Here is a 22594-nt window from a genome sequence, read left to right on the forward strand (position 1 = left end):
GCAATTATACGCATTAACCATGAGACGGATAAACAACCTTCTGGCCACGGGCACCGTGGCCTTCGCGCTGACGGCGGCCCCGTCGGCATGGGCCGCCGGGACTATCGCCGGCACGCTGATTCAGAACACCGCCAGCGCGACCTTTTCCAGCGGCACCAGCACCACCACGATTGAGTCGAACACCGTGTCGGTCAAGGTGGATCAGCTGATCGGGGTCGCGGTCACCGCGCTGACCACCGCGCCGGCTACGGTCGGCACGGCGGATGCGGTGCTGGTCTATCAGGTTACCAACACTGGCAATGGCAGCGATGCCTTTGATCTGACCGGCGCGCCCAATGTTGCCGGCAATGGATTCAACGCGACATTGCGCACGGTCGCGATCGATACCAACGGCAACGGCACCTATGATCCCGGGGTCGACACGGTGATCACCAATGGCGCCGCCAGCCAGGCGATCGCGCCGGACGCGTCGATCAAGGTTTTTCTGGTCACCGCCGCGCCGCCGGCCGCCACCGATGCGCAAACATCGCAAGTGCGGCTGACCGCGGTTTCCACGATCGGTTCTGGCACGCCGGGCACGGTGTTCGCGGGCAAGGGCACCAGCGGTGTCGATGCCGTGGTCGGCGCATCGGGCGGTACCGCCAATGCACTGGCCGGGCTGATCAGCAGCCTGGCCACGGTTACGCTGACCAAATCGGCCACCATCAGCGACCCTTATGGTGGAACCAATCCGGTTCCCGGTGCGATGGTGCTGTACAGCATCCTGGTGCATGCCACCGGGTCTGGCACGGCCAACAGCCTGGCGGTAACCGACGCCTTTCCCGCCGGCACGACCTACCAGCCCGGTACGATCATGCTGGCCGGATCGCCGCTTTCCGACGCCGCTGACAGCGATGCCGGTGCGGCGTCGGCCAGCGGCATAACGGTCCAGCTCGGCAATGTCGCCGGGGGCAGCCCGGACAAGACCATTTCCTTTAAAGTCAAAATCAACTGAGGATATTGAACATGCGCAAATTTTCCCATGGTGTGATGGCGGCATTGGTGGTCCTGGGTGCCGCGCCGGCACTGGCGCTGGCCGCGCCGGGCGCCGTTTCGCTCGACAGCACGATCAGGCTCGACAAGGTGATTACCGAAAAGGGCCTGACGCGCCACGAACTGGTCGCGCCGCAAAAGGTCGTTCCGGGCAACCACCTGGTGTTCATGACCAGCTATCGCAACACCGGCGACAAGCCGGTTGACCATTTTATAGTAACCAATCCGGTTCCATCGGCGGTTGCCCTGGAAACTGCCGGTGGCGATTCGTTCGAAGTGTCTGTCGATGGCGGCAAGACGTGGGGGCCGCTGGCGCAGCTGACCGTCGCCAAGCCCGGCGCCGCGCCGCGTTCCGCGCAAAGCGCCGATGTCACCCACGTGCGCTGGGTCATCCCGGCAATCGCGCCCGGCGCGACCGGCACGCTGGAATACCATGCCGTGGTGCGCTGATCAGCGCACCACCACACCGACCCTTTTGTCTGCGGGTGATTTTCGGGGATGCGGACAACCGTTTAAGTAACTGAACCAATGGAGATTACAATGAAGCACACCAGCAAATGGCTGGGCGTGGCGAGCACGGCTGTGCTTGCTGCGTTCGGGGCGACGTCTGCGCATGCGACGGGCACCCTTGCCGGCACCACGATTACCAATACCGCGTCGATCAGCTATTCTGTCAGCAACATTGCCCAGACCGCGGCCACCACGTCGAACTCTGTCGTCGTCGACCGCAAGGTGACATTTACCCTGGCAAACGTCGGTGCAACCACAACGGTTACACCGGGGCAGGGTTCGCTGTTGCCGGCAACGGCCGCCTATGACACCTTTACCCTCACCAACAATTCGAACGACACGCTCGACTTTGCACTGGCCGGGGTCAACCAGGCGACCGGTGCGACAGCGCAGCACAGCGGTACCGATGCCTTTGATGTGTCGGGCATCACCTATTACATCGATACCAACAGCAACGGTGTCTTTGATGCTGGCGACGCGGCAATCACCTGGGTCGATGAAGTCGCGCCCGATACGTCAAAGACCATCTTTGCGCTGGCCAATGTCCCGCTGACCGTGACCAACACCCAGGTTTCTGGGATCGTGCTGACCGCATCGGCCGAACTCGGCGGTACATCGTCAACCCAGGGCGCACTGCTGACCAACAGCAACGGTGCGGCATGGATTCCGGGGACGGTGCAGACGGTGTTCAACGACACCGCGGGCGTTTCGGATTCGGCCAACGATGGCAAATATTCGGCCAAGGGTGACTTTACGGTCTATGCCCCGGTGCTGACGCTGTCGAAATTGTCGACCATCATCAGCGATCCGGTCAACGGCACGTCCTTTCCCAAGGCGATCCCGGGTGCGACGATGGAATATTGCGTCGTGGTGCAAAACGCGACCGGCGGTGCGCCAACCACCGCACTGGCCATCAGCGACCCCTTGCCGACCACGGTAACCTACCTGTCCGCTTATGGCATCTACCTCAACAGCACGTACAGCGCCGGCACTTGCGGTACCGGCACGCTCGATTCCGGCGCCAACAGCAGCTTTGCCGCGGCGACATCGGGCAACAATGGCACGATCAACGGCACGCTCAACAACGTGTCGGCGGGTGGCGCGATTGCCATGCGTTTCCGCGTAACCATTAATTAAGCAGGGAGCGATCGGGGGGCATCGGCAATGCTGCGGGTATGCCCCCCGGCTTCATTCGTCACGATGATGCGAAAAACCACGCTTTGGTCAAAAGCGGTGGCGGGATTGCTGTGTCTGCTGGTTGCGCTGTGCGGCGCGACTGCGCAGGGTCAGGCCATTTCCAATACCGCCTATGCAAGCTGGCCCGTGGGGGGCCAGACGGCGACGGCTGCGTCCAACACGGTGACGATTACCAAAGAAATCATTCCGGTCACGGTTGAAACCTTTCTGGCATCACAGAATGGTTCGTCCGTCCTGACTTTTCAGGCGCCACAGTGCAAGGCCACCGCCTCCTCTGTCGCGTCTCCCCTGGCGTTGAGCGCGCGCGCTTCGCCCGCTGGCATGGCCAGCACCACCGTCATTCCCGCCACCGCGGTCAGCATCGGTGAAGCATTCTATTTCACCGTGTCGATGCCGCAGGCCAATCTGGGCCCGGCGGCAATCGACCATATTACCGTGATCATCACCACCACCAGCGGCGACAACGAAGTGCTGGTGGTGTCTGAAACCGCCGCCAACACCGGGCTGTTTGCCGGATCGATCGCCACAGCTGCGATCCCGCCACAACCGGTGCACGGCGATTGCGTGCTGTCGGTGGGCAAGGGCGACACGATCACCATCCAGCCCGAATTTCCCGGCAACATCATAGCGCCCGCCACCGCCACGATCACCGTGCTGGCCGATCCGGCCGGCGAAGTGTTTTCCAGCGATGATGGCACCCCGGTCAACGGTGCCACCGTCACCATCATCGATACCGCCACTGGTCAGCCCGCCACGGTCTATGGCGCCGATGGTGCCACGCTGTGGCCATCGACGATGCTGTCGGGGCAGCCGGTGACCGATGGTGCGGGCGTGGTGCATATCATGGACGCCGGAATGTACAGTTTCCCGAAGGTCGCCATTGGCAGCTATCGCATTGATATAAAACCACCATCGCCCTATACGGCGCCATCGCGGCTAAGCCCCGCGCAATTGACCGGGCTGAAACGCAGCGACGGCAGCGCGCTCAACATCGGCCCGGCGTCCTATGGCGCCGGGTTTACGCTGGCCAGGAACGAACCGGTGCAGATCGACATCCCGGTCGACCATCCGGTCAGCCCGGCGCGGATCACCAAGATCGCTTCGATCAGCCAGGCGCAGCCGGGGGACCTGGTGGTCTATACCGTCACCGTCACCAACCCCGACCGCGCCCACGCGATGCGCGGGGTCACACTGGTCGATCTGCCATCGCCCTTGTTGCGCCTGCGCAAGGGTTCGGTGCGGATCGACGGCGTACCGGCCGGTGCCAATGCGGTGTTTTCGCCCGATGGCACATCGCTGACGCTGGCGCTGGGCACATTGCCGCATGGTGCTACCCACGTGGTGACCTATGCCGCGTCGGTGCGCGCCGCTGCCGGGTCTGATCGTGCCGAAAACACCGCCACCGTCACCGATGTGACCGGTACCAGCGCCAGCGCCAGCGCGCTGGTGCGGATCATCGAAGACGGCCTGACCGCGCGGATGACCCTGGTGGGTGAGATCACAGATCATGGTTGTGCATGGTTCGGCCCGCACCGGGGCGTGCCTGGCGTGCGCGTCATGCTGGAGGACGGCAGCTTTGCCATCACCGACGCCAATGGCCGCTATCATTTCGATGGTCTGGTGCCGGGATCGCACGTGGTGCAGGTGGCCGGCGAAACGCTGCCCGATGGCGGCCAGTTCGTCGCCTGTGGCGGCGGCACACGCGCCGCTGGCAGCGCCATCAGCCGGTTTGTGGTCGGCCAGGGCGGCAGCCTGCTGGTGGCCAATTTCCATGCGGTGCTGCCGGCATCGGCGATGGCCGCACCACCCGCAGATGCGGGCAAAGGCGATGTTGCGGGGGAAAGCGACCGCGCGCGGGACGATCATGCGCGTGACCGCGATCGCAACCGTGCCGAACGCCTGGCCGCGGGTGCCGATACCGATTGGCTGGCGCAGGGCAATGGCCCGCCCGCCATCCTGTTTCCCGCGCCCGATCACAACCCGCGTTCGCCGGCGATCCGCGTGGTCATCCGCCACGCCATGGGCCAGGTCGTCAATCTGTTTGCCAATGGCAAACCGGTGTCGCAACTGATGCGCGATACCGATGATGTTCCGGCCGATCACAGCTTTGCCGTGTCGATCTGGCGCGGGGTGCCGCTGGATGGCGAAACCACCGAACTGTCCGCCGATGTGCGCAATGCCGATGGCAGCCTGGCCGCGCACCTGGCGCGACCTGTGCATTTCAACAATGTGCCGTTCAGCGCGCAAATCGTGCCCGAACGCACTATGCTGATCGCCGATGGCCGTACCCGGCCAGTGGTGGCGGTGCGCGTGGTCGATCGCAATGGCCGGCCGGTGCATGCCGGGTTGTTGGGCGATCTGGCGATTTCTGCGCCCTATGAAAGCGCAGATTCGGTCGACATGATGCAGGCGCGCGCGCTGTCCGGCCTGGGCCGGCAGACGCCGCACTGGACGGTGCGGGGCGACGATGGCGTCGCGCTGATCGAACTGGCGCCGACCATGGCCAGCGGCGCGCTGCAGCTGAATTTTGCGTTTGTCGACAACGATCAGCGCCATGCGCTGGCGTTGGAAGGCTGGGTGAAGCCGGGCAAAGTGGATTGGACGCTGATCGGCCTGGCCGAAGGCAGCATTGGCGCGCGCATGATCGCCGACAATATGGAAAAATCCGGCCGCATTTCCAGCGATCTGGGCCAGCACGCCCGTGCTGCGTTCTATGCCAAGGGGCGCGTGCTGGGCAAATTTCTGCTGACCATGGCCTATGACAGCGCCAAACAGGCATCGGACCAGACCGTGATGGGCACCATCGACCCGCGCGCCTATTACACCGTCTATGGCGATGGCAGCAGCCGGCGGTTTGATGCCGCCAGCCGCAACAAGCTGTATGTGCGCGTCGAAACCGCCACCTTCTACGCCATTTTCGGCGATGTGGAGGCCGGGTTCAACCAGACCAAACTCGCGCAATTCCACCGCACCGCCACCGGCCTGAAATCCGAAGCGAACCTGGCCGTGGGGCAGGCGGGCAAAGTGCATTTGCAGGGCTTTGCCGCGCGCACATCGACCACGCACCGCCATGATGAAATTGCCGGCAACGGCCTGTCTGGCCCTTATCCGCTGTCGTCAAACGCGATCCTGATGAACACCCAGATGGTCACGATCGAGGTGCGCGACCATACCCGCCCCGATGTGGTGCTCAGCTCCACCCCGCTGACGCCCTGGGCCGATTATACCATCGATCCGCTGTCGGGCACGATCACCTTCAAACAGCCGCTGCTGGCGCGCGATGGCGGGCTCAACCCGCAATATGCGGTGATCGATTATGACATCGATGCGACGCTGGCCGGCGCCAACAGCTTTGTCGGCGCAGGCCGCGCGGATTTCACCACCCGCGACAAACGCCTGCGCGTGGGCACCACGGTGATCACCGACACCGCGCAGATGGGCGGCACCACAGCGCGCAGCAGCGAAGTCGCCGCCGACCTGAAACTGCTGATCACGCCGACCACCGAACTGCGCGCCGAAGGCGGCATATCGACGATGGCCGGGATGGTGTCGCGTGCCTGGCTGATCGAACAGGAGCACCATGATCGCCTGCTGGATGTGCTGGCCTATGTGCGCAGCGCCGATCGCAATTTTGGGGTCGGGCAGACCGGCGATACGCAGCTGGGCCATCGCCGCGCCGGCATCGACGCGCGCCGCAAACTGAATGACAAACTGGCCTTGTCGGGGTCGGTGTGGATCGACAACGGGCTGGGGATCATCGACAACCGCAAACAGGCGGCGTTCAAACTGCAATACCGCGACAAGGCGACCCAGGTCACGCTGGGCATGACCACATTGTCGCAGCACGATGGCACAGGTTCGGGCAATTCGACCACCATCGATGCCGGCGTGACGCGCAAATTCCTCAACAACCGGTTGGAACTGTCGGCGGGCACGGCGATCCCGCTGGGCAGCGCGGCGGCGGCCAGCCTGCCCGGCAGTGTGACGTTTGGCGCCCGCTATGCGCTCAACAGCCACACGCGACTGGTGGGCAGCTATGAACTGGCCAACAGCAGCGCACTGCGCACGCGCACCGGGCGGGTGGGCATCGACGCGCAGCCGTGGCAGGGCGGGCACCTGACCGCGGGCGTGGGGCAACAGGACATTGTCGAAAACGCGCAGCGCAGCTTTGCCGCGTTTGGCCTGTCGCAAAGCTTTGCGCTGAACCGTCACCTGACCGTGGATGCGACGGTTGATACCAACAAGGTGCTTAGCGGCGGGTCGCTGGCCGGGCTGTCATCGGCGGTCACCGGGCTGTCGGGCGCATCGTCCAGCATGCTGACGGGCGGCGGCGCGGTGGGCACCAGCACCACCGGCAGCTTTACCGGCAGCGGCATTGCCACCACATCCTTGATCGAAAACTATACGGCGGTCACGCTGGGGCTGGCCTGGCGCAAGGATCTGTGGAGCGCCACCATGCGCGGCGAATGGCGCAATGGCGAACTGTCGCGCCGCCACGGGCTGACCGCCGGCGCGATCCGGCAGCTGGGCGATGGCAAAATGCTGGGATCGGGGCTGACCTGGACCCATGCGGTCGGCACCACCGGTGCGATCACCGATGTGTTCGATGCCACGGTGGCGCTGGCGTGGCGGCCGCACTTTGCGCCCTGGGCCTGGCTGGCGCGCGCCGAATACCGCAGCGATTATGCGCTGGCCGGCAAGACCGGCACCGGCAGCACCGTGCCGTCGCTGGCCACGGCCGGCGCGGGCAGCGGATTTTCCGGGCTGGCCAATGGCGATGCGCATGCCCGCCGCCTGATCGTTTCCGCCTCTGCCGACTGGACCCCGCGCGGGCGCCAGGATGACGAATTTGTCGAACGCAGTGAGGTCAGCCTGTTTGCTGCGGTGCGCCGCAATTTCGATGCCTATGACGGCTATAACCTGAGCGGGACCACGCTGATGGCCGGCGTGACCGCGCATATCGGGCTGGGTGAACGTCTGGAAATCGGCGGCGCGGCGTCGGTGATCACCAATCCGACCGACCACACCACGCACTATTCGATCGGGCCCAGCATCGGCTTTGTGCCCGCCAAGAATGTGCTGATGATGATCGGCTATAACCTCAAAGGTTATCACGATGCCGATTTTTCGGCCGCCAACGCCACCACCAAGGGGGTGTTCGCCACGCTGCGGATGAAATTCGACACCAGCACTTTCGGCTTCCTGGGCCTGGACAACAAGGTGCGCGCGCCGGTGCGGTGATGCCCAACCCCACTGCCCTCATATCCTCCCCGGAACGGGGAGGAGGACCGCCTGAAAGGCGGTGGAGGGGCCTTGCGGCCGGGAAAAACTCCGAAATACGGGCTTCCGGGCTGTCGATGGGGTGATCATTGGCTCGGTTGCATCTAGTCCCAGAGGCCCCTCCACCAGCTTCGCCGGCCCCCCGGTCCGGAGAGGATTATGGGCGCGAGAGTCACGAACCCTGATCAGAGGTGCGTCAGCATCGCTGGCATGCGGCTCCACTCAACCATGCGCGATCCAAACTTGATTATTCTGCCTTACGTCCCCTTGATCAAACCTGCGAGGACTTATGAACAACGAATATAATCCTGGGCAAACTATCCTTGGTTCTTTGAAGTCGGCCAACAAACTTGGTAATCCTTGGCACGACGCGCGGAATGGCGAATTTACGTCGGGGCCTGCCGCAGCGAGCGTTTCGCCTTCATCAGCAAATGCAACGAAAAAAGATCTACCGCGCGAACACTCCCACGCGATGGATTTTATTGAGACCCACCATAAGGATGCAGCCACTATCGCGGCCAGCTTGAACGTCCCAACTGAAATGATACTCGGACTGTCTGGAATAGAAAGTAAATGGGGCCAAGGTCGGTTTGCGGTTCAAGGAAATAACTATTTTTCGCAGCACGCTGGCAAGCACGTCCCCTTTCAACAGGGATCGATTGTTTCAAGAGGAGATGGCCCGATGGCGGCATTTGCGTCTTATCTCGATTCTGGCCGCTGTTTTGTTGACCTAATACGGCAATACTGTTAGAGGGATCAAATATCCAATTGCGTTTTCACAAGCGCTCGTCTACGCGCGGTTCAATTCTGGTCAAAAAAACAGGTGGAAACGATAATTTTGTCGCGTCGACAGCGAAAACAATTATATCCACGAAAAGGCGCATGCAATTCATTAAATAGATTTTATTTTTATTATTGAATTTTGCAATCTCCCGGCTCCCTGCATTTGACATGGTGACACACCCACGCCGTAAAGTCGGCCAAATGGTTTGTATTACGAAATGCAGAAAGATAGGTGTCCCATTCACATTCCAAACCAAATTGTTCCGATGAACAATAACGCTTGTAATTTGCTAGACGTTTTATCTTATTTCGAATTTTTGGTGAAATGCTTTCTTGGTAATCGCCGATAATATCATCAAAATCACCGTCACTAATCCATTTGATATGACGGCTTTGGCATATACTCTTGACCCCGCGATCAAAAACTCCTTGATTATTGACTGGACGAGCTAGTCCAATATTCGGTAGCGCGACGAGAGCGATCATAATGAAAGGCAGATTTTTCATGCCTATTAGTTCTCATTTTTCAGAAAAAGGCGCAAGATCAAGTGGCTGAAACCAGTTCGAGATTGGACACGAATTGCCAAATTGATTTCAATTCAGCTTGGCCTGGATGGTAATCGAAAAATTGGGGGGTGTGCCGGTTGATCCGGCCATGGTGCCCTTGGGGTTCAGGCAGATGAACCGCACCAGCGGGTCATAAGTCGCCACCGGGGTGTAATTGCACCCGGCAAAGGTGGTCGGTGCGGTGGCCGCCTTGGAAAAGGCGATGTCGTTGGTGGTGCTGAAGGTCAGGTTGCTGGTGGGTGACCCTTGCGCAAAGCTGGGCGATGCGGCGGTACCGACCGACAGTTGCGTGGGCAGCGTGTCGATGATCAGCACGCTGTTGTTGTCCACCGCACTCGGCCCGCTGTTGGATACGGTCAGCGTATAGGCGACGATCGCGCCGGGGATCGATTTGGGATTGCTGGTGCCATTGACCGGGTCTGACACCAACGCCGCGCTCTTGCTGATGGTCAGCAGCGCGTTGGCGTTCAGGCGGGTGTTGGTGATGGTGCACGATATCACATCGCCCAGCGCCGGGGTCACGCTGCCGCCGGGGGTTGTCGGCAGCGTGGTGGTCGATCCGGTATAGCCATTGGTGCAGGCCATGGTCGTTGTGTACTGGTTGGCCTGGGTGGTGCCCGACGGGGTTTCGCTGAAGGTATAGGCGCTGCCCGCGCTGACCAGCGTTTGCGCGGTGGTGCCGGTGTTGACCGTGGTGCCGGTGCCGGTGGTGGTGGTGGTGGCGACCGTGGTACCGCCCTGCGCGATGGTCATGGTGAACTGATCGCCGGTAAAGCGGCGGCCATTCGTGCCCAGCGCCTTTTTCAGCGTCAGGTGCGGAAACGGGATGGCGGTAAACGTGCACAGCAGCGCATCGCCATAGGCCAGGTTGCCCAGCGAATAGCTGGTGGTGACCACGCCGGATGGCAATGTGGTGGGTGATCCGGACGTGGTGTTGGTACAGGTCAGGCTGGTGCGATAATCCGCCAGCGTGCTGCTGCTGCCCGCTGCCATCGTTTCGGCCAGCGTCAGCGGTACCGATGCGGCGGTGGACAGCCCGGCGGTGGTAAACGGCCCCAGCCCGGTGCCGCTCGACGTGCCGGAGGCGAGCACCGCGGAATTCGACGTGGCCTGCACGGCATAAGTAAACTGGTCGGCGCTGTTTACGCGCGCGCCGGTGATCCCCATGGTCAGCCGGACGGACGCGAACCGCACCGCCATCATGAACCCCTGCAACCCGCCGCCGACCAGCGTGGTGCTGACTTGCGTCGGTTTGGCCGATCCGAACACATAGGCGCCGACCGTGCCATCGACGCCGGTTTCGGTAACCGTGGTGGTGCCGGTGCCCGACAATGTGGGATAGATACTGCCGCTGATCGGCCCGGCCTGGTCCAGCGTTTGCCACACCCCGCCGTTGGTGGTGAAGGTCAGGCTTTCCCCGCCGTTGGAGGATTCGCCATCGGCCAGCACCATCATGTAATTGGTCACACCGGTTGCGCCCGATGGCGGGGTCAGCGTGATCGACGAAACGGTCACCGTGGTGGTGCCGGCGGCGTTCTGGTACAACACCGGCGCGCCGGCGATACCGGTCATCGCGGTATTGCCGATCGCGGCGCCAGTCCATGACGGGCTGGCGATGCCGGTCAGCGCCGAGCCGCTGGTTTTCAGCAGAAACGACATCACCGTGCCATCCTGCAGCGTAATGCTGAAGCTTTGGCCACTACCGGTGGAGGCGGTGGTGTTGTTATAACTGGAAAAATCGATCCAGCAGAACGTCTGCCAATCGGATGGCCCGGTGGTGCCCTGCGCGGTCGCCACATAGCAATTGGCGGCCTGCGCGGCAGATGGGACCAGGGTCCACGCCAACAAGACCAGCAGCAGGCGCGCAATGATGACCGCAGTCGTTCTGATCATGCGGCACGCTATGCCGCATGGCATTAACCGCCGCAATCGTGACGTGACAATTGTGCCGTAAAACTCCACGGGTTCGTCAGACCGCGCAAGGATGGATGGCGAATGGCACAACGATTGACCCGCTATTTGCTGGTGTGCCTTTATCTGGCCGCTGGTGTGCTGCATTTGCTGTTGCCGCGACCGTTCATCGCCATCACTCCATCCTGGGTGCCCCAGGCTGCGCTGGTGATCGCGCTGACTGGTGTGGCCGAACTGGCCGGCGCGATCGGGCTGGCGCAACCATGGTACCCACGGCTGCGGCAGGCGGCAGGGTGGGGCCTGGCGGCCTATGCGCTGTGCGTGTGGCCGGCCAATGTGAACCACATGCTGATCGATCTGGCGCGCGCCGATCACGGGCTGGGCTGGGCATACCATGGCCCGCGCATGCTGATGCAACCGGTGCTGATCTGGGCCGCGCTGTGGTGCAGCGGGGCGCTGCAACCCAGAGCGGGATAAAATTCGGTGTGAATCACTGTGAGCAACTCCCCTCAGGGGAGGGGCGCCCGGCGCCCGAATTGTCGCGCGCCATCGCAGCGTCGGACACCCCCTCCCAACCCTCCCCCTGAGGGGGAGGGCTTTTATTTCAGTGCATTGCGCGGCACTTCGCGGATTCCGCATGGCCGCGCAAGGCGGGCCTTATCACGGGTCAGATCGCGTTGAGTTCGGCGAGGTCGACGTGATCGAGCTGCAGATCGGCTACCGCCAGGTTCTGCTGCAAATGCGCCAGCGATGATGTGCCGGGGATCAGCAGCACATTGGGCGCGCGGTGCAGCAACCAGGCCTGTGCCACCTGCATCGCGGTCGCGCCCAGCCGTGCAGCGACCGCGTTCAGCCGGTCGGATTGCAGCGGGGAAAACCCGCCGAGCGGGAAAAACGGCACAAACGCGATGCCATCGGCACCCAGCTGGTCGATCATCGCATCATCGTGGCGGTGCACCAGGTTGTACAGGTTCTGCACGCAGACGATCGGGCAGATGGCGCGCGCCTCGGCCACTTGCGCGGGCGTCACATTGCTGACGCCGATATGGCGGATCAGGCCCTGCTGCTGCAATTGCGCCAGCACCGTCATCGGCGCTTCGATAGAACCTTCGGCCGGGGCAATATGGCCGAACATCGCGCGGAAATTGACCACGTCGATCACATCGATGCCCAGGTTGCGCAGATTGTCATGCACCCCGTCGCGCAAATCCTGCGCCGACCACGCTGGCAGCCACGCGGCATCATCTCCGCGCCGCGCGCCCAGTTTGGTGACGATCACCAGGTCATCGCGATAGGGATGCAGCGCCTCGTGAATGACCTGGTTGGTGACGTGCGGGCCGTAATAATCGCTGGTGTCGATATGGTTGACCCCGGCCTCCACCGCCATCCGCAGCACGGCGATTGCTGTCGCCCGGTCACGCGGTGGCCCAAACGCCCCGGGGCCGGCCAGCTGCATCGCGCCATAGCCCAGCCGGTTGACTTGGGCATCGCCCAGCAGGAATGTGCCGGCGGCGGCAATGGTGGTGGTCATGGGCAGTACCTGTCGATCCAAGAGGCAGGCGCAATCCCTATCGCAGCCCCATTCCGGTCACAAGCTGCGATCATTCATCCCACGGCGGGATGGCGCCGGTGGCGACCTGGCTGGGCACGCACAGCAAAAAGCAATTGTAGACATCGATCGCGGCGGGATATTGCGCGCGCATCATCGCCTGCAATTCTGCCGGGGTCTTTGCCACTTTCGCGCTGCGGGCAAACGCCTTGATATAGCCGCGCGTCCAGTCGATCGCCATACTGTCATCGGGCAGGCCGGGGCGGGTATGGCCGGCGATCACGCGCACGGGGTGCAGCGCATCCAGCCGGTCGAGCACCGCCAGCCACGCGTCATAGCGCGCCGGGGTATGTTCTCCCAGCCATACGAACATGCCGTTGTACACCACGTCCCCGGCGATCAGCGTGCGCGTTTCCGGGTCCCACACCACGGTGGAATCGATGTGATCGCCCTGCATCGGGCCGATCACGCTCAGCGTGTGACCCTCTATCGTCAGCGTATCGCCGGTCATCGCCGCGGGCACCATCGGCCGGTGCGGGGCATTGGTGCCCAGCATACCGCTCCACCGTGCAAACTTGATCGGCACCGATCGGGCCATGTCCCTGGCCACCGCCGGCGCCGCAACAATTCTGGCATCGGGAAAGGCATCGGCCAGCACGTCAAGCCCGAAGAAATGGTCGGGATGGTCATGCGTCACCACGATCGTGGTCAGCTTTTTGCCGCTGTCGAGAATGTCGGCCACCACGCGATAGGCATCCGACCGCGCAAACGGCACATCGACCAGGATCGCCTCATGCTCGCCGGTGATCAGCGTCATGTTGGCATGCATGCTGACCTCTTTGGTGGCGATGGCCTGAAATTTCAGCGGCGCTGCCAGCGCCACGGCCGGCAGCGCCATCGCCGTCAGGCATGCGGCGGTGCTCAGCACCAGCGTCTTGATCGTCATGGCCAAACCCCCTCTATGGTCAGTGCGCGGTCTGGCCGCCATCGATGATGAACAGCGCGCCGTTGATGAAACTGGCGGCATCCGAACACAGGTGCAGCACGGTGCCGGCGATTTCTTCGGGCTGAGCCGCGCGTCCGCTGATGTTCTGGGCAAAGAACGCGGCCTTGAATTCTTCGGAATCGAGCCAGGCCTGGGTCATCGGCGTGGCGACAAAGCCCGGGCCGATGGCGTTCACACGGATGCCGGATTGCGCATATTCGATGGCCACCGCCTTGGTCAGGCCGACCACGCCATGCTTGGCGGCAACATAGGCCGACATCTGTGGATCGGCGACGACGCCTGCGACCGATGCGGTGTTGACGATCGCACCGCCGCCATGGGCCAGAAAATGGCGGATCTGCGCCTGCATCGCGTAATAGACCCCCTTCAGATCAACATCGATGATGTGGTCCAGATCGTGCGCCGGCACCAGATGAAACGGCAGCGGCGGCGGCAGCACCCCGGCATTGTTGAACGCCATGTGCATTCCGCCAAACCGTTCGACACAGGCCGCCACCAGCGCGTCGAGTTGTGCCGCATCGCGCACATCGGTGCGTTGAAACGCCGCATGCCCGCCGGACGCCGCGATCAGCGCGACGGTTTCCAAGGCGCGATCATCGACATCGCCGATCATCACGCTGGCCCCTTCGGCCGCGAACGCCTGCGCGGTGGCGCGGCCAATGCCGGTCGCCCCGCCGGTGATCAGCACCGTCTTGCCGGTAAAGCGCATCATGCAATCCCCGATTTGCCAGGGGCCAGGATATGGTTGGGGTCCAGCGCGTGCTTGATCGTCGCGTTGAATTCGCGGTTCACCGTGCCATATTGCGCCGCGACCAGGTCCATCGAATTGACCCCGGTGCGATAGCTGGCCCAGCCCTTTTCGCCAAACCGGGTGACCAGTTCGCGATAACAGGCATCGGCACGCTGTTCCTGATCCGGGTCGGATTTGTCGAACAGCAGCGCGATGATATGGTGCAGGTCGCGCCAGCCGATGACATAGGCAGCGGTATAGTCGAACCCGTATTTGTCCAGGATTTCGCGCGCCAGTTTGGTCTGGCCGGTCGTTTCGCTGCCCTTGGCCGCCGCCACCGGCGCAAACCACGCCAGCCCGCCGCCATTGCCACGCCAGCGCAACAGGCCGATTTCATCGAGGTTGAGCCCGCCCGCCATCAGCGTCTGGTGGTGGTGGAACCACGGGTTGTCGCCCATTTCGGCCGCAGTCAGCACTTCGCCCCCGCTGGCGCCGATGGCGGCGCGGATGATCGGTTCGACCGCCGCCACCGTGCCTTCGGTGCCATAGAGCGCGAAATAGGTGTTCCACATGCCCAGGCCATTGGCCTTGGCCGCCTTTTTGACCGAATCGTCATCCAGCGGCCGGCCATCGGCGACGATTTCGTTGCGCCGTTTGAACATGGCCAGCTGATACGCCGCGCTCATCATCAGGTTGCCATTGGCGATCAGCGATGACACCCGCAACGGCCGCATGGTATCGACGATTTTGCCCACATCGCCCATGTCGGCGTGGCGGATCATGAACGGTTTGTAGACCGGCGGGCGCGGCATCAGCCACATGCCCATCTTGGTCACCACGCCGAAATTCGATTGGGTGAACAGGCCATCGACATAGGGCCCGTAACCCCATTTGAACGCCTGCCACGCGGTCGAACCCTTGATGCTGCCCATGCCGGTGCGCATCACCTGGCCATCGGGCAGCACCACCTCCATCCCGCACTGGAACATGAAATGTTCCCCATAAGGCGTATAGCCGACACCGCGATCGAGCGTGTTGCCGACCGGGCCGGCGACAGGCCCGACGGTGGGCACATCGATCCACAGCGGGATATTGTTGTCGTCCAGATAATCCTTCAGCATCTGGTACGTCACGCCCGGTTCGACCAGCGCGGTGCCCAGTTCCGGATCAACCTCCAGGATGCGGTTCATGCGTTTCAGATCGAGCACGATCTGCCCGGGGGTGGCCGGCGCGGCGCTGCCATAGCCCATGTTCTTGCCGGTCGAGATCGGCCAGATCGGCTGTTTGAACGCATTGGCGATGCGCACGATTTCCTGCACTTGTTCGACCGTGGCCGGGGCCACCGCGCCGACCGGCACATGGCGGTGGTGTGGATCGGGGATATAGGTCTTGGCATAGGGGATCACCGTGTCGGGATCGGCGAACGCCCATTCGGCGCCGACTACGGCGCGCATGGCGTTCATCGCCGCGGTAAAGTTCGCCTTGCTGACACCCGGCGCCAGCGGTGCGGGATTGGCGCGGGTGCCGCCGATGCCGGTAACGGCGGCGCCGACCAGCCCGGCGCCAAGCAAAGCCCGGCGATCGATTTCAAACCCGCTCAATGTCCCAACTCCTTTGCCGGTGCGGCGCTGGCCGAAATCCACTGCGCCAGGCCATCGAGTTCGGCATTGGTCACTTCGGTCGGGCGAAAGGCGGGCATGCCGTTGCGCCCGCTACGCGCCATCTGGCGGATATATTCGGCAGGCAGATGGCGGCCCAGGATGATCGGCCCGACATTGCGGCCATGGCAATAGCCGCAGGTCTGCGCATAGACCGTCTGGGGCGCACGCGGGGCCTGAACTTCGCCCAGCTTTTGCGCGGCCCACAGCGCACCGGGCGCGATCAGGGTCAACCCCGCCGCTGCCACCACCAATGCCTTCATCGCCACCGTCTCCAGATTTTGGTATCAATTGTTAATATTCTGTCCTTTCTAGCGCCGGTGCGGGGTCTTTGCAAACCCCGCACCGTGCAACGTTCGATCAGAATTTGACCCGTGCGGTCGCGTACCATTCGACCGGGCGGTTATAGGTGCCATAGGTTTCGCCGCCGGCGACCTGGTTCTGCCCGGTGGTCAGATAGCGGTCGTTGGTCAGGTTGGTGCCGCCGACCGACAGCGACCATTTCGCTTCGGGCGCGCGATAGGTGATCGCGGCGTTGAGGTTGTCGGTCGCCGGCCGCTTCAGCAGCGGGGTGTTTTCGGTATCGTTGAACAGCGAACTGGTGTGGGTGTAATCCGCCGACAGCAGCACGCTGCCATGGCCGCCCAGATCGATGGTGTATTCGGGGCTGAGCGTGAATTTCCATTCGGGCGTCTTGGGCAGCGCCGAATTCAGCGTCACCCCGGTCACGAACGGCGACAGCGACGAATAGCGCGCATGGGTATAGCCGATGTTGGCGCCGATGGTCAGCGCCGGGATCGGGCGGGCCTGCAATTCCGCTTCAAAACCATAGATATGCGCGTTGCCGGCGTTTTGCAGCGTGGGCGATGTGCCAACCTGGAAATTCAGCTGGATGCCCTTGTAGTCGGTATAGAACCCGGCCAGGTTGAACACCACCTTGCGATCCAGGAACTGCGATTTCAGCCCGGCTTCATAGGTCGTGGCCTTTTCCGGGCCAAATGTCGGCGCGCTGGTGCCGGCGGGTTGCGGCGTGGTCAGACGCGTGGTCCACCCACCGGTCTTGTACCCCTTGGAAAACGAGGCATAGGCCAGCAGATCGCGGTTCGCCTGGTATTCCAGCCCGATTTTGGGCGAGAAATTGTTGAACGTCTGCTTGAACCCGCCCGCCGGCGCCACCGGATAGACCTGATAGATGTTGGCCGGGTTGGGATAGCAGAACAGCCCACCGGGAATGCCCTGCAGCGATACCGGCGCGGCGCCGGTGGTGCACAGCGCGGTCCGGCTGGCCTCGTTCGGCGCGTAGTAGCCGTTCAGTTTGTAAAAGATGCCGTTGGGGTCTGACTGCAAGCCGATAAATGTCTTGTTTTCATGGGTATAGCGGCCACCCAGGGTAATGCTGAACTGATCGGTGATCTTGTAGTTGAGGTGGGCGTACCCGGCATAGTTGGTGGTCGACAGATAGTTCTGTCCGTCGATCTGCAGCAGCCCGGCGGGGAAGGTGACGAGGTCGTGCAGGTTGCCGCCTTCGTTGAAATAATACAGACCCAGCACATAGCTCAGCCGGCGGTCCATCGCCTTGCCGGCCAGTTGCAGTTCTTCGCTGAACTGGTGCTGGTTTTCATCGAACGAGGTTTGCAGGATCGGCAGCGGCGAACCGTCTTCGTCCTCGGCCGATTGCCAGCTGAGCTTGCGATAGGCGGTCACCGATTTCAGCGCGGCATCGCCCAGCGACCAGTCGATGGTCAACGAACCGCCATAGTTGCGCAGCCGCGAAAACTGGTTGCCGGTGGCGTAGCTGGTGTCCTTGCTCGGCGCGATGAATGCATCGCTGTAAAACAGCGTCGGGCTGGTGGCGACCAGGCCGCCCAGGCTGGTACCGTTCAGGATATTGTTGCAAATCCCGGCAATCGCAAACGGCGGCAGCGCGCCGGCGATGCAGCCATCGTACAGCGGGCCGAACACGTTGCTGGGATCTGCCGGGTTGGTGTGGGTTTTCAGCAGCGAACTGGCCACGCCATTGTTGTTCTGGTGCAGATAGTCACCCGCCAGTGTGACGGTGACCGTCGGGCTGGCCTCCCACAGCAGTTTGCCGCGCATGGCGTACTGGCTTTCACCACCGAAGCTGGTCGGGTGGCCGATGCCGAAATAGGGGAATTTATCGCCGACCACACCGGCCGCAAACCCCGGGAAAGCGATCTGTTTCTGATAGCCATCGTTGTTCTTGGTGGCAAAGCTGAACGAGGAATACAGGCCGTCGGCGATCGGAATGTCGATCACGCCCTTGGTGTCGATGCGGTTATAGCGCCCGGCGGTGACCTCGAACTTGGCGCCGAACACTTTGGCCGGTTTTTTGGTGCTGATCGAAATCGCGCCGCCGATGGTGTTGCGGCCAAACAGATCGCCCTGCGGCCCTTTCAGGATTTCCACGCGATCGATGTCGAGCAGATCCTGGTTCGCGCCGACCGACCGCGCCAGATAGACGCCATCCAGATAGACGCCCACGCCGGGATCAAGGTTGAACGCAAAATCGTTCTGGCCGATGCCGCGGATATAGGCCGACAACACTGCCGATGAACCCGAAAACGGCGTGCCCGCATCGAGCGTCACGTTCGGCGCCAGATTGCCGATCGCGGTGACATCGGTCACGCCCTTGGTTTCCAGCGACGCCGACGTGAACGCGGTGATCGAAATCGGCACGTTCTGAATATTTTCCGCGCGCTTTTGCGCGGTCACCACGATCTGCGCGATGCCGCCATCGTCCTTGGCCGGCGCGGCATTGTCGGCACTGGTGGCGTTCTGGTTGGCCGCTTGCGCTGCCGCCAGTGCGGGTGAACACCCGGCAATGACGATTGCCAACAGGCTGACGCTGGTAAGATTCCGCATAATTTCCACTCCCACAGGTTTATTGGCCAGCCTGTGGCTGGCGCATTGGCAGCTACGATAGGACGGCCTGCCGGGCAGGGTCTTTGATATATCGGAAAACAATTTGTATTATTCGGCAGGCCTGGTCAGTTTGTGGTGCCCAGGCGGCGGTAATGGCGCGGCGGCACGCCATAGCGGCGGCTGAAACATTTGGAAAAATACGCGGAATCCGAAAATCCGCAGTCGAACGCCAGCTGGGTGATCGATTGACCGCCTGGCACGTCGATCAGCCGGCGGGCGGCCAGATCGAGCCGGTTGTGCAGGATAAACCCGCTGGCGGTGGTCGCCAGCGGTTCAAACACGCTCTGCACCGAACGCGGGCTGACCCCCAGCGCGCGCGCGATCGACGATGTGCGCAAACCCGCATCGGCCAGATGGGCGCGGATATGGTCGATCACCGCGCGCCGCAACGCCGCCGATGCGCCAACCAATGCGTCCGGATCGGGGCGGCTGACCGCGCGCAGGGCAAGGTCGAGCGCAGTGCGGCTGACGCAATCGCGCCAATCGGCATCGGTCGCCAGATAGGCGCGCTGGTCCCACGCGGCACGCAGAAACGCCTGCAACAGGCGCGATCGCTGCGGGTCCATGCCACACCCGGCCAGCCGGTCGAGATCAAACCCCGGATCACGCGCCACCACCCCGGCCAGCGGCAATTCAACCACGAACATTTCATAGCGCGTCAGAAAATCCACCGCATAGCCGCGATCGGGATCGCACAGCGCCCCTTCGCCCGCTGCGATCGTGGCGACTTTGCCCCGCTGGGTGTTGATGCTGCGCCCGGTCACCTGCAGATGCAGCAGCAGCGATCCCGATGGGCCGCGTGGTGCGGCACTGGTCCAGCGGCTGACTTTCGATGCCGGCGCGCGGATCCGCACCAGTTTCAGATCGTTGATCTGGTCGCGCCACAGTTCGGCGGTGAATGCCGGCGCTGGCGTATCGACGGTGCAGCCGGCAAACGCCTCACCCACAATGGCGTTCCACGCGTGCAATCCGGTTGCGGCCTGGCGCACCGGATCGACGACCATCGTTGATCGCTGAGCCACAGACGGATCCCCTCACCCGCAGGGCCCTTGATAAGGCACCTTGCAGGGCTGAGAGTATGCGATTTGTGGCAAAATACCAGCAGCAAACACAAAGTGCCCGTGCCGCCAATCGCGGTGATGATCGCGCTGCCCGGGCCGTGCCTGGCAGAGCTGCCGTCCAGCGCTGCCACCGCGGCGCCCTAAGACGTGTTTCAGCGGGTGGCTGTCAGAACAACGGCGGAATGCCCGATAACCACGCCTGTTTTGCACGGATTTTGCACCATATCTGCGCGCCCATCGCGGCGACCGATGGACAAGTGGAAATCCGGGTGGTGAACTTTGCCGCAGGCGTGACCCTGTTCCTGATCGCGGGGTCAAGCCAGAGGAGGTCGTGCCCGGCGGGGTTGCCGAAATTGCCCGCCTGCAAGGGCAGGGGTTGGTGTATAGTCACCCGTAATGACCTGATTTCAGGGCGTGCATCACGCTCTGGTGACCCAGCGGAGCATGCCATGAGTGATATTGTCGTCTGCCCGCATTGCCTGGCCGGCAACCGGGTTCCGCCAGAGCGACTGACAGAGGCACCGAACTGCGGCAAGTGTCACCAGCCGCTGTTCACCGGCCACCCTGTGCCGGTCGATGCTGCCGGCTTTGCGGCCCATACCGGCAAAGGCAGTCTGCCGGTGCTGGTGGATTTCTGGGCACCGTGGTGCGGCCCGTGCAAGGTCATGGCCCCGGCCTTCGACCAGGCCGCCCGGATGCTGGAGCCGCATATGCGGCTGCTGAAAGTGGATACCGAGCAGCAGCAGGGGCTGGCCGGGGCGCATGCCATCCGGTCAATCCCCACGCTGGCGCTGTTCGCCGGGGGCCGCGAAGTGAAACGCCTGTCGGGTGCGATGGATGCCCGGCGCATTGCCGAATGGGCGCGGGCTTGACGCACAGCTGCGATTGGGTTGAAGAATACGCCAGTCCGGCGCCAGACCCTGAGGTTCGACATGCAAAAGACTGAACCATGCCTGGCCTGAAGGGTGTTCATCTGGGTCTTGGGCTGGCTGTGCTGGTGGCCGGGTGGGCATCCACCGCGCTGTTCGGCATCCGCAATGCGGCCGCCGCGGCACCGGCGTCATCGATGCAGTCGCCCGCGGCGTGGTCCGTTCCCGATATTGACACCCTGCCCGATGACGCATGGGGGCGCACCGTGCGGCAGGGTCGCGATCTGATCGTCAGGACGGCAGAGCTGATCGGACCGATGGCGGCCAATCCGGCCGCACGTTATGCCGGCAACAACCTTGCCTGTCAGAGCTGCCATATCGATGGCGGAACCCGCAAATTCGGCCTGCCACTGGTCGGTGCCTTTGCCGCCTATCCCAACTATCGCGCGCGTTCGGGCCAGGTCGGCACGATCGAAGAACGGATCAACGGCTGTGTCAGGCGCAGCCTTAACGGCAGGCCCTTGCCACCGGACAGTGCGGAAATGACCGCAATGGTCGCCTATCTCAAATTTCTGTCGATCGGGCGGCCGGTCGGTTCGCGAACCGAGGGCCAGGGCCCGGGGCAAATGCCCGAACTGGCGCGCGCGGCCGATCCTGCGCGTGGGGGGCAGCTGTTTGCCGGCCAATGCGCGGCCTGCCATGGCGTAAATGGCGATGGTCAGCGGGATGGCAGTGGCAAACCGGGTTATGTGGTGCCGCCGTTGTGGAGCGCGGACAGTTTTAACGACGGTGCCGGCATGGCGCGGCTGACCAACGCTGCCAATTTCATTCACAACAACATGCCCGATGGCACGACCTGGGCTGCACCGGCGATTTCGGTCACCGATTCATGGGACATCGCCGCTTATATCGAATCCTGGCCCCGGCCGCACATGGCTGATCTGGACCGCGATTTTCCCAACCGCAGCGAAAAGCCGGCGGACACGCCATATGGACCCTATGCCGACAGCTTTGGCGCAAGCCAGCACAAGTATGGCCCGTTTCAGCCCATTCGTGATGGTATCGCGGCGCAGCGCAGCGCGGGGAGCGGTCCTGCAAAGCCTCGTCGTTGAGCCGTGTTGCGTTCAATCTGAAACGCAACACCTGGCGCACGATAGCGTGATACGCTTGCAAATTGGCGGAAATGGCACTGGAATGGTCGGGGCATAACGCGGGCGCGCCATGGGCATGATGACTGATCCGCCGGGCAATGCTGAAGGATCTGACGATGGCGATTCCCCGGAACCGCCCCTGTCCCCGGAACTCCTCTATAGCGCACCGGATCGACGGCCAGCGTTGACCGCTCTGCCACAGACGGATCCCGTCACCCGCAGGGCCTTTGATGAGGCACCTTGCGCGGGCGAGATTGTGCCATTCGTTGCAAAATGCGCGCCGCAAACGCACCCTAGAGCCAGATGACGTTAGGTTGCACCGCCGGGATTGCGTCAGGAAGCTTCTC

The 22594-nt window shown here is 62.8% G+C and carries 17 protein-coding genes; 8 read left to right on the forward strand and 9 right to left on the reverse strand.

Annotated elements, in window-relative coordinates; all coding sequences use genetic code 11:
• The first annotated feature begins 19 nt into the window (after positions 1–19).
• The 5 genes from ABWP89_RS09585 (at position 20) to ABWP89_RS09605 (ending at position 8770) form a co-directional block, all read left to right on the forward strand.
• Entirely contained in the window at positions 20–994 is a 975-nt protein-coding gene (locus ABWP89_RS09585; RefSeq protein ID WP_353228886.1) for a hypothetical protein, read from the forward strand.
• Between the two features lie 11 nt (positions 995–1005).
• Positions 1006–1482 carry a hypothetical protein gene (locus tag ABWP89_RS09590; protein WP_353228887.1) on the forward strand — a complete coding sequence of 159 codons (477 nt, stop codon included), beginning with the start codon at positions 1006–1008 and terminating at the stop codon, positions 1480–1482.
• Positions 1483–1572: 90 nt separating this feature from the next.
• Positions 1573–2679 carry a hypothetical protein gene (locus ABWP89_RS09595; protein WP_353228888.1) on the forward strand — a complete coding sequence of 369 codons (1107 nt, stop codon included), beginning with the start codon at positions 1573–1575 and terminating at the stop codon, positions 2677–2679.
• A gap of 63 nt (positions 2680–2742) precedes the next feature.
• Positions 2743–7980 (forward strand): hypothetical protein, encoded by a 5238-nt coding sequence (locus tag ABWP89_RS09600; protein WP_353228889.1) that lies wholly within the window; start codon positions 2743–2745, stop codon positions 7978–7980.
• 328 nt (positions 7981–8308) lie between these two features.
• On the forward strand, positions 8309–8770 hold the full coding sequence (locus ABWP89_RS09605; RefSeq protein WP_353228891.1) for a glucosaminidase domain-containing protein: 462 nt from the start codon (positions 8309–8311) through the stop codon (positions 8768–8770).
• A 161-nt stretch (positions 8771–8931) separates the two neighbouring features.
• Here the strand turns inward: ABWP89_RS09605 and ABWP89_RS09610 are convergent, their stop codons facing one another.
• Positions 8932–9309, reverse strand: a complete 378-nt coding sequence (locus ABWP89_RS09610) for a hypothetical protein (RefSeq protein WP_353228892.1) — start codon at positions 9307–9309, stop codon at positions 8932–8934.
• Positions 9310–9396: 87 nt separating this feature from the next.
• Positions 9397–11262 (reverse strand): hypothetical protein, encoded by a 1866-nt coding sequence (locus tag ABWP89_RS09615; protein WP_353228893.1) that lies wholly within the window; start codon positions 11260–11262, stop codon positions 9397–9399.
• 102 nt (positions 11263–11364) lie between these two features.
• Between ABWP89_RS09615 and ABWP89_RS09620 the strand changes: the two genes are divergently transcribed.
• Complete coding sequence (locus ABWP89_RS09620; RefSeq protein WP_353228895.1) at positions 11365–11757, forward strand: DoxX family protein; 393 nt, start codon at positions 11365–11367, stop codon at positions 11755–11757.
• Positions 11758–11947: 190 nt separating this feature from the next.
• Here ABWP89_RS09620 and ABWP89_RS09625 read toward each other — a convergent pair whose 3' ends face one another.
• The 7 genes from ABWP89_RS09625 to ABWP89_RS09655 form a co-directional block, all read right to left on the reverse strand.
• On the reverse strand, positions 11948–12811 hold the full coding sequence (locus ABWP89_RS09625; RefSeq protein WP_353228897.1) for an aldo/keto reductase family oxidoreductase: 864 nt from the start codon (positions 12809–12811) through the stop codon (positions 11948–11950).
• A 70-nt stretch (positions 12812–12881) separates the two neighbouring features.
• Positions 12882–13775, reverse strand: coding sequence for an MBL fold metallo-hydrolase (locus ABWP89_RS09630; protein WP_353228898.1), 894 nt, complete (start codon positions 13773–13775; stop codon positions 12882–12884).
• 19 nt (positions 13776–13794) lie between these two features.
• The gene (locus ABWP89_RS09635) at positions 13795–14547 is read right to left on the reverse strand and encodes an SDR family NAD(P)-dependent oxidoreductase (protein WP_353228899.1); all 753 of its coding nucleotides are present in this window, start codon (positions 14545–14547) and stop codon (positions 13795–13797) included.
• Positions 14544–16166, reverse strand: a complete 1623-nt coding sequence (locus tag ABWP89_RS09640) for an FAD-binding oxidoreductase (RefSeq protein ID WP_353228900.1) — start codon at positions 16164–16166, stop codon at positions 14544–14546. Before ABWP89_RS09640 ends, ABWP89_RS09635 begins: the two co-directional genes overlap by 4 nt.
• Positions 16163–16486 (reverse strand): c-type cytochrome, encoded by a 324-nt coding sequence (locus ABWP89_RS09645; protein WP_353228901.1) that lies wholly within the window; start codon positions 16484–16486, stop codon positions 16163–16165. Before ABWP89_RS09645 ends, ABWP89_RS09640 begins: the two co-directional genes overlap by 4 nt.
• A gap of 97 nt (positions 16487–16583) precedes the next feature.
• Positions 16584–19106, reverse strand: coding sequence for a TonB-dependent receptor (locus ABWP89_RS09650; RefSeq protein ID WP_353228903.1), 2523 nt, complete (start codon positions 19104–19106; stop codon positions 16584–16586).
• A gap of 125 nt (positions 19107–19231) precedes the next feature.
• Positions 19232–20188, reverse strand: a complete 957-nt coding sequence (locus ABWP89_RS09655) for a helix-turn-helix domain-containing protein (protein WP_353228904.1) — start codon at positions 20186–20188, stop codon at positions 19232–19234.
• 488 nt (positions 20189–20676) lie between these two features.
• Here ABWP89_RS09655 and trxC point away from each other — a divergent pair, with 488 nt between their 5' ends.
• Entirely contained in the window at positions 20677–21099 is a 423-nt protein-coding gene (trxC, locus tag ABWP89_RS09660; RefSeq protein WP_353228905.1) for a thioredoxin TrxC, read from the forward strand.
• Between the two features lie 77 nt (positions 21100–21176).
• Positions 21177–22208, forward strand: a complete 1032-nt coding sequence (locus tag ABWP89_RS09665; RefSeq protein WP_353228907.1) for a c-type cytochrome — start codon at positions 21177–21179, stop codon at positions 22206–22208.
• Positions 22209–22594: the final 386 nt, after the last annotated feature.

The organism is Novosphingobium sp. (assembly GCF_040398825.1).
Lineage (GTDB): Bacteria > Pseudomonadota > Alphaproteobacteria > Sphingomonadales > Sphingomonadaceae > Novosphingobium.

Excerpts from the sequence above, each read along its gene's own strand:
- ABWP89_RS09600 (WP_353228889.1), top strand. The coding sequence starts at position 2,743 with ATGATGCGAAAAACCACGCTTTGGTCAAAAGCGGTGGCGGGATTGCTG.
- ABWP89_RS09605 (WP_353228891.1), top strand. The coding sequence starts at position 8,309 with ATGAACAACGAATATAATCCTGGGCAAACTATCCTTGGTTCTTTGAAG.
- ABWP89_RS09590 (WP_353228887.1), top strand. The coding sequence starts at position 1,006 with ATGCGCAAATTTTCCCATGGTGTGATGGCGGCATTGGTGGTCCTGGGT.
- ABWP89_RS09585 (WP_353228886.1), top strand. The coding sequence starts at position 20 with ATGAGACGGATAAACAACCTTCTGGCCACGGGCACCGTGGCCTTCGCG.
- ABWP89_RS09625 (WP_353228897.1), bottom strand. The coding sequence starts at position 12,811 with ATGACCACCACCATTGCCGCCGCCGGCACATTCCTGCTGGGCGATGCC.
- trxC (WP_353228905.1), top strand. The coding sequence starts at position 20,677 with ATGAGTGATATTGTCGTCTGCCCGCATTGCCTGGCCGGCAACCGGGTT.
- ABWP89_RS09630 (WP_353228898.1), bottom strand. The coding sequence starts at position 13,775 with ATGACGATCAAGACGCTGGTGCTGAGCACCGCCGCATGCCTGACGGCG.
- ABWP89_RS09665 (WP_353228907.1), top strand. The coding sequence starts at position 21,177 with ATGCCTGGCCTGAAGGGTGTTCATCTGGGTCTTGGGCTGGCTGTGCTG.
- ABWP89_RS09645 (WP_353228901.1), bottom strand. The coding sequence starts at position 16,486 with ATGAAGGCATTGGTGGTGGCAGCGGCGGGGTTGACCCTGATCGCGCCC.
- ABWP89_RS09620 (WP_353228895.1), top strand. The coding sequence starts at position 11,365 with ATGGCACAACGATTGACCCGCTATTTGCTGGTGTGCCTTTATCTGGCC.
- ABWP89_RS09615 (WP_353228893.1), bottom strand. The coding sequence starts at position 11,262 with ATGATCAGAACGACTGCGGTCATCATTGCGCGCCTGCTGCTGGTCTTG.
- ABWP89_RS09610 (WP_353228892.1), bottom strand. The coding sequence starts at position 9,309 with ATGAAAAATCTGCCTTTCATTATGATCGCTCTCGTCGCGCTACCGAAT.
- ABWP89_RS09650 (WP_353228903.1), bottom strand. The coding sequence starts at position 19,106 with ATGCGGAATCTTACCAGCGTCAGCCTGTTGGCAATCGTCATTGCCGGG.
- ABWP89_RS09595 (WP_353228888.1), top strand. The coding sequence starts at position 1,573 with ATGAAGCACACCAGCAAATGGCTGGGCGTGGCGAGCACGGCTGTGCTT.
- ABWP89_RS09635 (WP_353228899.1), bottom strand. The coding sequence starts at position 14,547 with ATGATGCGCTTTACCGGCAAGACGGTGCTGATCACCGGCGGGGCGACC.